Genomic DNA, 13,985 nt, shown 5'->3' with positions numbered 1-13,985 from the left:
TGTTTAGATTCAGACGCACCTGTGAGCGATACCTGATCCGCGACTCGTGTTGAACTCAGGATAGGGGTGTCATCGCGTTTTCCCCAGATCTTTTGGGGGAAGACCTCGGCTGGGCCATCCATACAGGGCACTTGCGCAGCGTGTAGTTAGGGCGATCACAGATCACCTTCATGTCGTAATCTGACATTGTCACATTAACTCGGGCCTGTTGGAAACGTAGGAGATTTTGCATAGTTGCAGCACAAGAGCATGATCGTCAGCTACAAGCGTCACCGTTTTCCGCCGGAGATCATCGCGCGCGATTTGGCTAAGGCTCTCCCAAATTTGTAGACGCTTTTCATGGTTTCAATGCCGGAGTAAAACTCGACCAAAGGGCGAGGCAAAAATAGGCTACTTTGTGATTAAGCGTGAAGGTCACATAGAGCGCTGGCGGCCAGCCGACCGCGCTCCTTGAATAGCTGGCGGTTGACTACCCGCGTCGGCCCGTAAGGGCAAATTCATGGATTGTCGGCCAGGTGGTGGCTTTTCGCGTCTGGCTCTGGACCAGGTGATAGCTTTTACCATTCATCCCGAGGATGTCGACCTGATGGGTCAACTGGTCGAGGAGCGCCCCAGTCAAGCACTCGGTTCCGAAGGCTCCCGTCCATTCATCGAAGGGCAGGTTGGTCGTGACCAGAGTAGCTGCGCGAGAGAACCGTGTCTGCGTGACCTTTGAAATGCTTTTGCTGTCGCAGGCGGAGTGAGCACTTTTGCCGACATGAAAATGCATGCCGCCTGGTCATCGCGGCATGCAGGCAAAGGTCAATTGCGCGAAGCGTTCATTCCGTCGCGAGAAAACCGATGATGTCGCCTAGAAACTGAACGCATTTCTCAAGCTGTTCGATCTCGACAAACTCATTGGGTTTATGCGCTTGCTCAATTGACCCCGGCCCTACGATCACCGAAGGGACCCCGCCAATCTTTTCGAACACACCGCCTTCTGACCCATATGAGACCTTGCCGCCCCATGCGGGCAGGAGACCGGCATAGCGTTGAAACCCTTCGGTTTCGCGCGCGTCGCCCATGGCGGGATAGGAGAAGATCGTCTCAAACCGGATACCGGTTCCGGGGATCTTCTCTTCCATGGGTGAGGTGACCTCACGCGAGATCTCATCCAAAAGCAGTTGCATATCCCGCTCAGGCTCCATGCCGCTGATCGAGCGGAGCTCGAAGGTCAGTGTGCAATTGTCCGGGGTGACATTCGTGGCGACACCGCCCTGCATCATCGTGACCAACATCGTCGCATGCGGCACGGTGAAATCGTGGTCAAAGGGGCCGTCTTGTTCATAGCGTTTGCCGCGTTCAGAAATCCGCGCCACGGCTTTGGAGGCAAACTCGATCGCGTTGACATGCTCGGGCGCGAAAGACGAATGGCCCGCGGTGCCCGTGGCCTGGGCGCGCATGGCAATCTTGCCTTTCTGCCCGGTGATCAGCTTCATCATCGACGGCTCGCCGATAATTGCAAACTCAGGCGGCAGGGGCAGCTGCGCGAGATGCTCCGCGATCGCGGGGGCGCCCAAACAGCCGACCTCTTCGTCATAGGAAAAGCAGAGGTACACCGGACGGGTCAGTGCCGCCCGCGCCAGTTGTGGGGCAACGGCCATGACGCAGGCTGCGAAGCCCTTCATGTCGCAAGCGCCGCGCCCGAAGAGTTTGTCGCCCTTGATCTTGGCCTGAAACGGGTCCGTTTCCCATTCGGGCTCATCCGCGGGGACGACATCCGTATGCCCCGACCAGACGATGCCCGGCTTGTCCGCGGGGCCGAAGGCTGCGATCAGATTGGCCTTGGCGCCGGTCTCGTCCGGGAGGATGGTGATCCGCGCGCCCAGATCGCCAAAGTACTCCGCCATATGGTCGATAAGCGCGCGGTTGGAGTTGCAGGAGACCGTATCGAAGGAGATCAGCCGCGCCAGATGTTTGGCGGCGTCACCGGTCAGGTCGTCAAACGAAAATGGTGTTTCGCTGAGGTCAATCATTGCTGAACGCGTCTTTCTTTGGATTTTAGGAACTCGCGGCGGACCGTCAGGCCAAGCACGAGAATGATCAGCACTGCGAAGACCCATGTGATGGGCGACGACAGCAGCACCGCAGGATCGCCCCGCGAAATCGCCAGCGCGCGGCGCAGGTTTTCTTCGATCATCGGGCCGAGGATGAAGGCGATCAGGAAGGGGGCCGCGGGGATGTTCAGCAAGAACATCCCAAAGCCCACCAGCCCCATCACAAGCAACACGGCCACGTCGAAGGTGCTGGAGGCGATGGAGTAGATCCCGAAGATGCAGAGCAGCAGCACCAAGGGGGTCAGCAGGGTCTGCGGGATCAGCGCCACCTTGGTGAACATCCGCATGGTCACCTTACCGGCGAAGAACAACAGTACCGAAGAGACCAGCATGCCGATGAAGAGCATGTAAATTTCATGCACGTTCGTCTGGAACAGCAGCGGGCCTGGGGTCAGACCTTGGATCATGAAGGCCCCCAGCATCACGCCCGTGATCACATCGCCGGGCACGCCCAATGCAAGCAGCGGGATCATGGTGGCACCGCAGGCCCCGTTATTGGCGGATTCCGAGGCGGCGATGCCCTCGAGCTCGCCCTTGCCGAAATTCGCGCCGTTCTTGGAGCTGCGCTGCGCTTCGCCATAAGAGAAGAAGGCGGCGGAGGAGGGACCAATGCCGGGGATCGCACCGAGGATGGACCCGATGACAGAGCCTTTGAAAATGCTGCGCAGCGATCCCATGAACTCATCGCGGGTCACATGCTGGGCACCCAAGGGGGCGGCCTCATCTTTGTTCGCGGCGCGGAGGACCACCAGCTTGATCAGTTCGGGCAGTGCAAAGAGGCCGATCAGGACCGGCGCAATCGACAGGCCAGCCTGCATGTCCGGTACGAAGGCAAAGCGGAAGGAGCCATAGAGGTCTTCGCCCACGGTCGCCAGCAGCAGGCCAAGCGCGGCAGAGACCATGCCCAGCAGAAGAGAGTTGCCGGAGACGCCCGCGACTGTGGTCAGCGCAAAGACCATCAGCATGAAGAATTCAGGCGGGCCGATGTGAAGTGCCAGTAGGGCGAGAGGGGCGGCAAAGAAGATCAGAGAGATATTCGACAGAAAGTCGCCGATCACCGATGAATAAAGCGCCATGTTCAGCGCTTTGCCGCCTTTGCCTTGTTGGGCCAGGGGGTAGCCATCCAGCGCCGTGCAGGCCGCCGAAGCGGTGCCGGGGGTCTTGATCAGGATCGCGGAGACCGAGCCGCCGTAGGTCGACCCTTTGTAGAGCGCGACGAGGAGCAGGATCGACGGCACCGGGGCCATGTAAAACGTAAAAGGCAGCGCCAAGGTCACGGCCATGGTGCCCGTCATGCCGGGAATGGCCCCGACGATCACGCCGCCCCAGATACCGGCGGTCATGATCAGAAAGTTTTGCAAAGTGGCAACTGCCGAGAGTGCAGAGAGAACGTCGTTTAGCATCAGTATCTCCGATCAGAAGCCGAGTGTCTTGAGCAATGCGCCTTTGGGGAATTGCGTGCCCAAGGCGGAATTGAAGAACAAAAGAAGCAGCACAGGCGCGCCGACCGAGATCAGCGCGATCCAGAACCGGTAGCTCCGTTCGCCGGTCATCAGCACCATGGTGAAGGTCAGCAGGATGATCGCGATCAGGAAGCCGACGTAAGGAAGTGCCAGCAGAAACAGGCCGAACGCCATCACCACGCCCGCGAAACGCAGCGCCATCCGCCTGGGAGAGCTTCCATCGGTCTGGACCGTTTCCTCAGCCGGTGCACCGCCGCGGAACGCAAGGGCCAGCACAAGAAGGCCGAGCAGGATGCCGATCAGCGACACGGTGCGCGGCCACATGTCAGGCGGCGGGGCGAAACCGGGGATGAAGGCCGGGCGAGGCACATAGACAGGGATAAGATAGAAGGCGCAGAGTGCGAAAAACGCGACGACCAGCACCCCCCGCAAAACGGGCTTCGTCATGGCAATCCTCATGAAAACAGGGACCTCTAGTGAGATCGGGCAGGCCGCAGGGGCCGGCTGGGGGAGGGGCAGGCGGGCGCGGGTGCGCCCGCCCGCGATAGCTTACTGGGGCAGATAGCCGAAGGCTTTGGCAAGACCGTTGAAGAGCTCGTACTGGCTTTTCGCGTAGTCGGGCATCTCCACCGTGCCGATGGTGGAGATCGAGCCGCGACGGTCGGCGAGTTCGAGCCATTTCTCGTCAGTGGCCACTTGGCCCAGCACGTCTTGCCATTTGGCGATCACGTCTTCGGGCAGGTCTTTGGGAGCGTAAAGCGCGCTCCAACCGGTGATTTGGCCCGCTTTTTCATAGCCCAATTCGCTCGCTGTCGCGACCTCAGGCAGGCTGTCCATCCGCTTGGGCGCAAAGACCATCAGGGCCTTCATGTCGCCGCTTTCAATATGGGGCATCAAGGATGCCGCCGCCATCGCGACGAAATCGACATGGCCGCCCAGCAGGGCTGTCGCAAGCGCACCGCCGCCTTTGTAAGGCACCAGCGTCGCTGCGGTCAGCGGGTCGAGGTCATTGTCGGCCAGCAGCGCTTGGGTGGTGAAGCCGTCGATCGCCGTTGCGCCCGAAGCCGCATAGGTCATCGCGCCATTGCTGTCTTTGACCGCCGCGATCAACTCGTCGACGTTGTCATAGGGCGCGTCGCCGCGCACGGCCAAGATCATCGGCGTCGCTTCGAGCGCGCTGACGAATGTATAGGCATCCCACGGCACCGCGGCGCCCGGTGTCACGGCAGGGGAGAGGGCCATGCCGACCCGCGCGAGCAGCAGCGTATAGCCGTCCGCATCGGCTTCGGACACGAAACGCGCGCCGTTCATGCCGCCTGCGCCGGGTTTGTTCATAACCGTGACCGGCTGTTCCAGAAAGGGCTGTGCCGTTTCCGCCAGGGCCCGGCCTGCCAAGTCCGACGCGCCGCCCGGGCCATAGGGCACCACCAGCGTGACAGATTTTTCTGGATAAGATTGGGCAAGCGCCGGTCCACCGACTGCCATGAGCGAAAGTGCAATCGTTCCGATTATGTTTTTCATGAGTACCTCAGATGTTGTCCGGCAAGCCGGAGCTGTTGGATGGCGGCCACCATCCACAGTATGCTGAATTTGACAATAGATGCGCCATAGTTGCATAAATTGCATACTGAGGGGAGGCAGCATGTTCAAGACACGAGAACTACAGGCCTTTGACGCCTATATGCGGTTGGGCGGCATGAAGCTTGCGGCGGAACATTTGGAATTGAGCCAGCCTATGGTGAGCCGATTGCTGTCGTCTCTCGAAGAGAAAGCCGGTTTCGAACTCTTCCAACGCAAGCGAAACCGGCTTGCGCCGACGGCCGAAGCATTCAGCTTTCACCAAAACGTAGTGCACTATCTCTCGGGACTGCGAAATCTTGAGCAGGAAGCCAAGGCGATTGCCAGCGGTCAGGTCGGGCATCTTGTCATCGCAGCGCAGCCCGTCTTTTGCGACACCTTCCTGTTGGACGCGCTTGCCCAGTTTCGCAAAGAGCACCCCCAAGCGACGGTGCAAATCGCCGATGTCGGCATGGCCGAAATGCTTCAGATGATCAGCGAGAACCGCTGCGATCTGGCCTTCGGCATCACGCTCAACGCCGAAGCTTTCGGCGGGGAAGCCCTTTCATTGGCCCATTGCGAGGCGACATGCATTCTGCCGAAAGGGCATCCGCTTGAGGAGATTGAGGAAATCCCCCTGCCACGGCTGCGCAAGGAGATGTTCATTGACCTGTCCCAAGGCAGCCCGCTGCGGCGGCGGATCGATCTGATGATGGAGACCATTCAGGTCAACCGCACGATCGCCGCCGAGCTTCGGACCATCCATGGCATTGTCCGCCTCGTGGAGCGCGGGGAAGGCATCGCGATCATCGACCCCGTGGCGCATCAACTGCTTGATTTGGAACGGGTCTCGGTCCACCGGCTGATCCCCTCGATCACATGGGACATCGCGCAATTCGTTCCCCACGGGCGGCCCTTGAGCACGGTGGGGCAGGCTTTCGCGGCGGTGGTCGCGGATGAGATCGAGAGTCTGAAACGGTCCGGGGTGGTGAGCGAAACGCTGTAGTTTTGGCACTGGTGTCCCGGATGCTATCGGCCTCGCGACGCTTTAGGCGCCGCGCGAAGCCAGCCTGCCGCGCATCTCTTGCGCAGCGCGGTGGAACCGTGACAAATGACCTCAAACGAAAGGACGACCGATGGCGAAAGTATTGGTGACCGGCGGAGCCGGATATATTGGGGCCCATGCCTGCAAGGCGCTGGCACAGGCAGGATATACGCCGGTGGTGTTCGACAATCTAAGCACCGGCCATCGGGCGGCGGTCAAGTTTGGCCCGCTTGTCGAAGGTGATCTGTTGGACAGCGCGGCGATTGATGCGGCACTGGCAGAACATGCCCCCATTGCGGTCATGCATTTTGCTGCGTTGAGCCAAGTCGGCGAGTCCATGCAAGACCCGGCTCGCTATTGGCGTGAGAACGTGTTGGGCGGACTGAACTTGATCGAGGCGACGCGGGCAGCTGGGATCGACAAGTTCATCTTTTCTTCGACCTGCGCCACCTATGGCGATCAGGATGGGGTGGTGTTGAACGAAGAGACCGACCAGCGCCCGATCAACGCCTATGGTGGCTCGAAGCTGGCGATCGAACAGATGCTGCGCGATTTCGCGCCCCAAGGATTGAACCATGTGATCTTCCGCTACTTCAACGTGGCCGGCGCGGACCCCGAAGCAGCGGTAGGCGAGGCCCATGATCCGGAGACCCATTTGGTGCCGCTGATCCTCCAAGCGGTGGCCGGAACACGCGGGGCGCTGACCATTTTCGGCACCGACTACGATACCGAAGACGGCACCTGCATCCGCGACTATGTGCATGTCAGCGATCTGGTCGACGCCCATGTAGCGGGATTGAAATGGCTGGAAGCGGGCAAGCCTTCGGAAGTCTTCTGCCTAGGCACCGGCGACGGGTTCTCGGTCCGCGAGGTGGTTGCGGCGGCTGCAGCTGTCACCGATGGACCCGTGCCGATTGAAGAAGGCCCGCGCCGCGCCGGGGATGCGGTGAAACTGATTTGCGGGTCGGATAAGGCCAGAACGCAATTGGGCTGGACACCATCGCGCTCCACCATGCCACAGATGTTGCGGGATGCGCATCGTTGGCATGCCTCAGACGGGTTTTGAAATTTTTTCTTTTGGCGCAACGATCTGGCACGCTTGTCATGGTCGTTTTGGGCCCATATCAGATTTAAGTATCCTACGCGTCGGGCTCCCCTGCAAGATGCTTGCTAAAACTAGTGTGCTCGATAGTTCAGGATAAACAAGTTCTAGGCTGATGACACATAATTAACCCTATGGGCGATTTATGAAAGGCGAGGCGCGCGCTACCCTCAAGTGCGACTCTTGTTAGAAAACAGTAGTTTATCTAATGAGAGGAACCGGTATGGGAGCCGTTTACGACCAACTGAGTATCACAGAACGACGCAAGATAGAACGCTGGAGACACGCTAAGGTCCCAGTTGATGAGATGGCGCGCGTTCTGAAGCGCTGCAGATCAACGATATTTCGCGAGCTAAAGCGCAACCATTTTTCGGACGAAAGCATGCCGGGTTGCGATGGCTATTACGGTGCCGCTGCTCACCTGATGCAAGCGGAACGTCGTGCTCGAGAGCGCAAACTGATCAACATCCTGAGCTTCGCAAGTGCGTGATCGAGCGTATCAAGAACGGCTGGACACCAGAGCAGATCAGTAACCGTATGATTCACGAACGCGCTCCTCTCAGGGTCTGTCAGGAAACCATCTATCGTTACATCTACTCAAAGGAAGGTCAGCGCGAAGACCTGTGGTGGTATCTACCGACCCACCGTGCCGCCCGCAGACCACGTCGCACCAGAAGGCGCAGAGAACCCAAATTCCACCGCGATGTCAGCATTCTGTTCCGACCCGATGATGTCGCTCATCGCCGTCAGTTCGGTCATTGGGAAGCTGATTTGATGCTGTTTAAACAAAAGCTTGGCCAGTCCAACGTTACCTCATTGGTTGAGCGCGTCAGCCGCTTCGCTGTGATCCTGAAAAACCCGAACAAGCGCACCAAGCCGGTCATGGCCAAGATCATGAGCGCCATCAAAGACCTCCCCCTCGTCGCCCGTCGGTCCATCACTTTTGACCGCGGAACCGAGTTTGTCAGTTGGCCACACCTGCAAGCCGAGATCGGAACCCAGACGTGGTTGTCTAATCGCAAGGCCGCAGTCAAGGCTTGATGCAAAAGCACGGCCTCTCGAAATGCCGTTAGAGCATTTCGACGTCCAGTTCTTGCTCAGTTCGCTCTCAGCACCTTCATGTTATCGAGGTCATGCGTGTGTCCGGGGCATGGTTGTCTCCGCGGTCAACACTTGGCTGCCGCATTTTGGGTTCCGCAGGTGAAGCCTTCCTTTGTTCTGCACGCAGTCTGTAACAGCTGCTGCCACGTCTTTCGGATTGGCTTGACCTCCGTCCACGACAGGGACGCCTCCTCGCATCAAGTTATGATGCGCTGAGCTCGGTGTGCGAGGGACAGTGCCTTAGGCGAGTTCCTCGCGCGTTGGAATAAAGGTTTGACCGGTCTTCAGCATGGAATGCATGATGACGGCAAGTTTGCGAGCAACGGCAACCGCTGCCCGCTTGAAGCCAAGGCGTTCGCGCAATTGAAGCCCCCAGTTTTTTAGATCACTGACCGTTTCGGCCCGAGTCCTCGTAAGCAACGAGGTCGCAGCCTCGTAGAGCAGCCCACGCAATCGTTGATCCCCCCTTCGGGAGATGTGACCGTTAAAATCCATCTCTCCCGATTGGTATCGGCGTGTGGTGAGGCCGAGCCATGCGCCGACAGATCGGGACTTCGGAAAGTTCTCCGGGTCTTCGATAGCGGCCACATAAGAAACTGCTGTGATCGCCCCGATGCCTGGTATCGTCATAAGCAAACGCGTGCTTCGGCACTGTCGCGCCGCCAACAAGAGCTGGCGGCTGAGTGTAGACGCCTGCTCCTTGACAGCTTGCCAGGCTTCGAGCAGCGGATAGATAATCCCTTTCAACTCGACATGTCCGTCCAGCAGACCGTTAACCTTTTCTACGAACACCCGGCCTTTGCTCTTGGGCACGACAAGACCGAAAGTCTTCATCAAACCACGGATCTGATTGGTCAATTGTGTCGTGATGGCCAGGAGTTGCGTGCGTGCTGCAACCAATGACCGGATCAGCATCGCTTCGAACGACTTGACCCTAACAGCCTTATAGAAGCCGGTTTCGGCAGGTTTGGCCAATCCCTCAGCATCGTTTGCATCGGTCTTGTTCAACGTCTCACCCAGAATTTTCTGGGCATGCCGTGCCTCAATGCAGATCGCCCGAAGTCCTTCCCCCGTTAAAGCATGATAGAACCAAGTGGCGAGTGGGCCAGTTTCGAAAACGACGTTCACGGGGTCGTCCGCATGCTTCCGAACCGTCTGCGCAATAATTCCCGGGTCTGAGGGACATTTCCCGCGCCATATTCTTTTGCCGCCTTCTCGGATTGAGATCGCGGTATCCTTCAACGAAACGTCAAGCCCTATGTACTGGCCCATACTCAATTTCCATCTGTTGCTTCGAACAAGACCCTTTCGGATCACGCTCTGGATCATACCGAAGAAAAAGCATTTCGCTGCCATGACGAAACGCGGAGTGACAGAGCGATTACCCCATGTTCTGCGACCCCTCCAGCCCCTGGCAGAAAGGCACAGTCGAGAACACTAACCGACGCCTTCGAAGGTGGTTGCCCCGCAAACGCGATATCCGGCAATGCACAGATCACGATATGAAGGTGATCTGTGATCGCCTCAACAATACGCCGCGCAAGTGCCTTGGATGGAAAACGCCAGCTGAGGTCTTCCGCGAAAAGATGTTGGAGGAAATGCGATGACGCCCCTACCCTGATCCCAACATGAGTCGCCGTTCAGGTATCGCTCACAGAGGCATATGTTTCAACCTCACGGTTATTGAATTCGCGGGGGGGACAGGTCAATCAGCCTATCCCTAGGGTCTGACTTGCAAATGGCCAAACAAAGAGGCACGCTGTTGGTGGGATGAGCACACCCTGCCCCGCGCCTGCGGCCTCATTTTCAATCTACAGGTTTGCCCAACACTGCCAGAAGGTACCCCTATGAAACTTTCGATAGGAACCATTGGAATAGGTTTAAGTACTCTTGTGCTGCTCCAGTTTCTGATTTTTGATCATGCTGCCGAAGGAGGACTTTTACAGGCGCGCTCTATTGGCATCATTGTCTCAATCCTAGTGTTTGCGGCCGGAACCTTTACTTTCTGGCTTCCGCGCATCGGGGGCTTTATTTTTGTGGTTTCCGCCTTCCTTGCCTTTTCTGTCTCGAGCGATTTTCCTGATATGGCTTTTTGGGGGTCAGCGTCCCTTATTTTAGGCACTCTTTCTGGGTTATTCGGTTGGAAAGAGTGCGATTTGGCGAGCAACGCCGAAAGAGACTAGATATCCGAGCTTGTCTGGCGTCGAATATTGAAATCAAAGTTTCTGCTTTCGGAATCCTGGTATACTAATTACTGATTTTTGTGCTCTCCCAACTTGTATCCACATTTGCCAATACCGATTCGGTAAATAGTGTTGGAACTACTTACCCTGAAAATAAAACTAAGTAGGGTAAGCCTGTGCTCTCAGTGGAAGTTTGCCCCCGTCTCCTCGCTCGAGAAAAACAAGACCTGGCGGTGGCAGCAGAAGGAACGAAACACGCTGATCTCCAAGATAGTCCAACTATTCGTCCGCACCTCCACCGGCTCAGCTCTCAGTGACAATCAACAGCCGTTTGGCAAATGGCGACCCCAGAATTAAGTTTAAAGGTTTTGCTCCAGCCCCCGTGGCGGCCATGGCTGCCGTTGATATTGTTGCCATGCCATCACGATGGGAAGCCTACGGGCTCGTGGCCATTGAGGCGCTCGCAGCAAAACGAAATTTGCTGGTTAGCAGTATCGGTGGGCTGAAAGACCATCTTGAGAAGGGCGCCCAGGCTGTGCAGCCGGGCGGCGACATCGAAAGTTGGCAGCAAGCAATTGAGCAGGCCACGGCCGCATGCCCCTCAGAGGCTAATGTCCAAGCTCGGCCAATCAAGCGGCCTGAAGACACCTACGCTGCGGCTTAGTCCGATATATTGCGTAGCCTTTAGCCGTCTGGCAATCTGTTCTCGCGAGCAACCGCCTTTCAATTTGCCAATCACGGCATTGCGCAAATCCACGTGCCGTTGACGACGTTTTACATGCCGATAAGCCGCGAGAGATTGCGCCATCATATGCCAGTAGCCATCAGCCTGCGGAACCCGGTTGCTGGAAGCGGTCGTAGTGGTTATTGCTTTTGATCGGTCGCTATTGCAGGATTTGTATCCTCAGGCATGATCTCTCTCAAACCTTCCGCCAAACCGAGCAGCGACAATGGAATAGCAATCGGACCCGCATTTGGTTGGACTACAGTGAACGTCGCGTTTTCTCCGCGCAACAAAGCCGCGACAAGAGGTTCAGGTAGGGGCGCTTCGATTAGGCACCCAGTTGACAGGCAGCGCGACCAGGTGAAGCTCGCAGCGGCTACGCCGTCTATGTTCAGCGAAGGTGGCTTGGTTAGATCACTGCCCAGCGGGAGGGAAATCTGCGCGAGCAGCGCTTTGTCGCTCTGAGACCACGCTAATGCAGCGATCAACGCGACGGTACTCGGATCCTGCGTCAGAATTCTTTGATAAAGCTGACACTGACCCGGGGCGGGGTCAGAACCTGCAAGACACTCGATCGCCCAGTCTCCGGCAGTAACCCGATCGGTGCTGTCGAAAGCGATTGCCTCCTGCGCAGACAGTGCACCCGCGCCTATTGTGGCCATAACCAGCCCAAGGGTTAATGCATTAAAGTCAGCGCCCACCATTGCTCGGCGTCCGGATCGGCGAAGCGACTTGGTTTAAATCCATTGCCATTGCGGTACGGGTGGCCAATGGCTGAAGGGCGTTTGATGCTTTACCAACAGAGGCGAGCCGAACCTGTTGTTCTGCAACCAAACGCCGGTGCACGTTGGGATCTTGGAATTGCCAAATGTTCTCTTCAGCGCCTTCCAGAATAAGATCATAGACGGCCAGTTCCACAGCCTGCCGTACTGCAATACCCGTAGGCTCGTTCACCGAATAGCCCGTGTCTAGTTCAAGCAGGCGATCCACGGCAACATAGCGGAAAATTGACAGCTGGTCTGCCAGCGAATAGATCGTCTTCTCAGTCTGGACCGACGCGAGGACTTCGCCGGTCTGTACGCTGACGGCACGCAGCACCACCGAAATGCGGTCACGACGATATTCAAAGCTGTTGCCTATCCCCAAAAGCCGCGCGCCAACGCCGCCCGTGACGACATTGGTGTCATAGTCGATGACGCCACCTGAAATAATGATCCCCGCAAAGCGAAGGGGCGGAAGCGCTGAGCGCTGCAAGCCGCGATAGTTTTGGTTGGTCTGATCGATCAGTTGGCGTTCAGTCAGAAGGTCCTGAATATTAGCGCGTTCAATAACATTAAACCACTCGCCGTCGCCCACTTCGGTCAGAACATCAATCAATACGTCTGACATCCCTTGCGAAACAGCACGCGAAAACCGCGTAAAATTGTCCGATTCCTCATTCTGGCCCGTTTTATCTTCGTACTTATAGATCGCGACATCGATCTTCTTGCTAGATGGCGGTAATTCTCTGAGAGCTAAGCCGGTATTGGTGGACGGCGTGGAGAGCGGTGGCCTCATATCTTTGTCGAAGCGCGTTCCAAATGACTGCAAGCCCAGCTCCGCGCACCCCCCAAGAGTGGTCATCAAAGTGAGCCCTAGTCCAAGCATCTTTTGTCTCGAACTAAAAATAGAAAAGAAATTCATGCTGTCCCTCATTTCCGCGCCGCTTTTTCGCGATCTACAGTATTTCTAATTGGAGCCTGTGCTACTTGCGTTTTGAGGTGCCGGAACTGCTGGGGTGGGCGTACCAACGCCCCCAAGATCGATTACAATTGGCGGGAAACTAATGTCAGGCGCGCCGCCACCGCCGCTGCCCTCACTTTCCGGAAGGTATTGGTTCTGAATTTGTGCCGTGCCGATTAGGTATCCGAAGTTATCGGAGAAGCCTCCAAATCCCGGGTTAATTGGCTGATAGATGAGATCGCCAGCAGTGGCCGCTCCTGCGCTAGTCAGCAATGCAGCAGTAGCGAGCCCTAAAAGCCTTTTTGCCGAAAACATAGCTAGTTCCTCTCAAGCAATAGTTTGAAAGCTTCAAACAGATTGGCAAGGGATAAGCTTGTAGCACTCGAACGAGCACCATGGCGTGCCGAAGCAATCTGAGTGCCGCAATCAAGATCAATTTAGTCTGACAACTGTGCCCCGAGGGGCGTTACGCACCACTATGCCGCCACTATAGCCTTGGCCGGCCTGTCCGTAAACAACCTTAGTGTCAACGGAGTTCACAAGCGCGACGGAACTGCTAAGACTGTTGCCGATTTGCGCCGTTGCGATGCCATTCCCTGCCCCCCCCACAATAGCCGCGGCAGAGAAATTGTTTGTCCCCAGTTGAGCCTGAGCGATCGCGCTCCCGGGAGAATTCTGGATGACGGCGACGGCGGTATTGTCGTCACCTGTCTGCAAAACGAGCGTCCCTGCGTTTGGGCTGCTAGAAATAGAACTGGCCGCGCTGTTATCACTACCCTGTTGTGAAATCACCGCTGAGGAGCCGGTTCCCCCGGAGCTGCTCGGTGTGGCAGTATTGCTCTCCTGAGTGACGACCACCTGTTCAAGTGTCAGCCCGTTGCTGACCTGAAAGCCAAAGTCTTGCGCCAATCCGGCAGTGGTGCTGCCAAGCATAAACGCAATCGTAACAAGAAGCATTTTAGAGCGCATATCGTAATCCTCGGAATTGGGTC

Annotated in this window: 16 protein-coding genes and 1 pseudogene; 7 read left to right on the top strand and 10 right to left on the bottom strand. The window is 57.1% G+C overall.

Annotated elements, in window-relative coordinates:
* Nucleotides 1-469: 469 nt before the first annotated feature.
* From ACGYK4_RS16230 to ACGYK4_RS16210, 5 genes are all read right to left on the bottom strand, one after another.
* Nucleotides 470-769, bottom strand: coding sequence for an ATP-binding protein (locus ACGYK4_RS16230; RefSeq protein ID WP_394457407.1), 300 nt, complete (start codon nt 767-769; stop codon nt 470-472).
* Between the two features lie 49 nt (nt 770-818).
* Complete coding sequence (argE, locus tag ACGYK4_RS16225) at nt 819-2,015, bottom strand: acetylornithine deacetylase (RefSeq protein ID WP_394457405.1); 1,197 nt, start codon at nt 2,013-2,015, stop codon at nt 819-821.
* Nucleotides 2,012-3,499 (bottom strand): tripartite tricarboxylate transporter permease, encoded by a 1,488-nt coding sequence (locus tag ACGYK4_RS16220; RefSeq protein WP_394457403.1) that lies wholly within the window; start codon nt 3,497-3,499, stop codon nt 2,012-2,014. The genes argE and ACGYK4_RS16220 overlap by 4 nt, the downstream gene beginning before the upstream one ends.
* Before the next feature lie 12 nt (nt 3,500-3,511).
* Nucleotides 3,512-4,006, bottom strand: a complete 495-nt coding sequence (locus ACGYK4_RS16215; RefSeq protein ID WP_394457401.1) for a tripartite tricarboxylate transporter TctB family protein — start codon at nt 4,004-4,006, stop codon at nt 3,512-3,514.
* A gap of 102 nt (nt 4,007-4,108) precedes the next feature.
* Nucleotides 4,109-5,080, bottom strand: a complete 972-nt coding sequence (locus ACGYK4_RS16210; RefSeq protein WP_394457399.1) for a Bug family tripartite tricarboxylate transporter substrate binding protein — start codon at nt 5,078-5,080, stop codon at nt 4,109-4,111.
* A 121-nt stretch (nt 5,081-5,201) separates the two neighbouring features.
* On the opposite strand from ACGYK4_RS16210, the gene ACGYK4_RS16205 reads away from it, so the two are divergent.
* The 4 genes from ACGYK4_RS16205 to ACGYK4_RS16190 all read left to right on the top strand — a co-directional run bounded on the left by ACGYK4_RS16205 (nt 5,202) and on the right by ACGYK4_RS16190 (nt 8,304).
* Nucleotides 5,202-6,122 carry a LysR family transcriptional regulator gene (locus tag ACGYK4_RS16205; RefSeq protein WP_394457397.1) on the top strand — a complete coding sequence of 307 codons (921 nt, stop codon included), beginning with the start codon at nt 5,202-5,204 and terminating at the stop codon, nt 6,120-6,122.
* Nucleotides 6,123-6,252: 130 nt separating this feature from the next.
* Nucleotides 6,253-7,227 (top strand): UDP-glucose 4-epimerase GalE, encoded by a 975-nt coding sequence (gene galE, locus ACGYK4_RS16200; protein ID WP_394457395.1) that lies wholly within the window; start codon nt 6,253-6,255, stop codon nt 7,225-7,227.
* Between the two features lie 244 nt (nt 7,228-7,471).
* Nucleotides 7,472-7,753, top strand: coding sequence for a helix-turn-helix domain-containing protein (locus ACGYK4_RS16195; RefSeq protein WP_394457393.1), 282 nt, complete (start codon nt 7,472-7,474; stop codon nt 7,751-7,753).
* Complete coding sequence (locus ACGYK4_RS16190; protein WP_394457391.1) at nt 7,750-8,304, top strand: IS30 family transposase; 555 nt, start codon at nt 7,750-7,752, stop codon at nt 8,302-8,304. Before ACGYK4_RS16195 ends, ACGYK4_RS16190 begins: the two co-directional genes overlap by 4 nt.
* A gap of 300 nt (nt 8,305-8,604) precedes the next feature.
* Here the strand turns inward: ACGYK4_RS16190 and ACGYK4_RS16185 are convergent, their stop codons facing one another.
* Nucleotides 8,605-9,636 carry an IS110 family transposase gene (locus tag ACGYK4_RS16185; RefSeq protein ID WP_394457389.1) on the bottom strand — a complete coding sequence of 344 codons (1,032 nt, stop codon included), beginning with the start codon at nt 9,634-9,636 and terminating at the stop codon, nt 8,605-8,607.
* 113 nt (nt 9,637-9,749) lie between these two features.
* On the opposite strand from ACGYK4_RS16185, the pseudogene ACGYK4_RS16180 reads away from it, so the two are divergent.
* The 3 genes and pseudogenes from ACGYK4_RS16180 to ACGYK4_RS16170 form a co-directional block, all read left to right on the top strand.
* A pseudogene (locus ACGYK4_RS16180) lies at nt 9,750-9,971 on the top strand (transposase); the annotation flags it as partial.
* A 240-nt stretch (nt 9,972-10,211) separates the two neighbouring features.
* A complete protein-coding gene (locus ACGYK4_RS16175) occupies nt 10,212-10,547 on the top strand; it encodes a hypothetical protein (RefSeq protein WP_394457388.1) in 336 nt (111 codons plus the stop codon).
* Nucleotides 10,548-10,860: 313 nt separating this feature from the next.
* A complete protein-coding gene (locus ACGYK4_RS16170) occupies nt 10,861-11,211 on the top strand; it encodes a glycosyltransferase (RefSeq protein WP_394457386.1) in 351 nt (116 codons plus the stop codon).
* Between the two features lie 200 nt (nt 11,212-11,411).
* Here ACGYK4_RS16170 and ACGYK4_RS16165 read toward each other — a convergent pair whose 3' ends face one another.
* From ACGYK4_RS16165 to ACGYK4_RS16150, 4 genes are all read right to left on the bottom strand, one after another.
* Nucleotides 11,412-11,975: an invasion associated locus B family protein gene (locus ACGYK4_RS16165; RefSeq protein WP_394457384.1), complete on the bottom strand. Its 564-nt coding sequence runs from the start codon at nt 11,973-11,975 to the stop codon at nt 11,412-11,414.
* Nucleotides 11,962-12,954, bottom strand: a complete 993-nt coding sequence (locus tag ACGYK4_RS16160; protein WP_394457382.1) for a CsgG/HfaB family protein — start codon at nt 12,952-12,954, stop codon at nt 11,962-11,964. The genes ACGYK4_RS16165 and ACGYK4_RS16160 overlap by 14 nt, the downstream gene beginning before the upstream one ends.
* 45 nt (nt 12,955-12,999) lie before the next feature.
* Nucleotides 13,000-13,308 carry a curli assembly protein CsgF gene (locus ACGYK4_RS16155; protein WP_394457380.1) on the bottom strand — a complete coding sequence of 103 codons (309 nt, stop codon included), beginning with the start codon at nt 13,306-13,308 and terminating at the stop codon, nt 13,000-13,002.
* Nucleotides 13,309-13,425: 117 nt separating this feature from the next.
* A complete protein-coding gene (locus ACGYK4_RS16150; protein WP_394457378.1) occupies nt 13,426-13,962 on the bottom strand; it encodes a hypothetical protein in 537 nt (178 codons plus the stop codon).
* Nucleotides 13,963-13,985: the final 23 nt, after the last annotated feature.

Source organism: Sulfitobacter sp. 1A13368, assembly GCF_043557275.1.
GTDB lineage: Bacteria > Pseudomonadota > Alphaproteobacteria > Rhodobacterales > Rhodobacteraceae > Sulfitobacter > Sulfitobacter faviae.
This window is presented reverse-complemented; position numbering and strand designations above follow the sequence as displayed.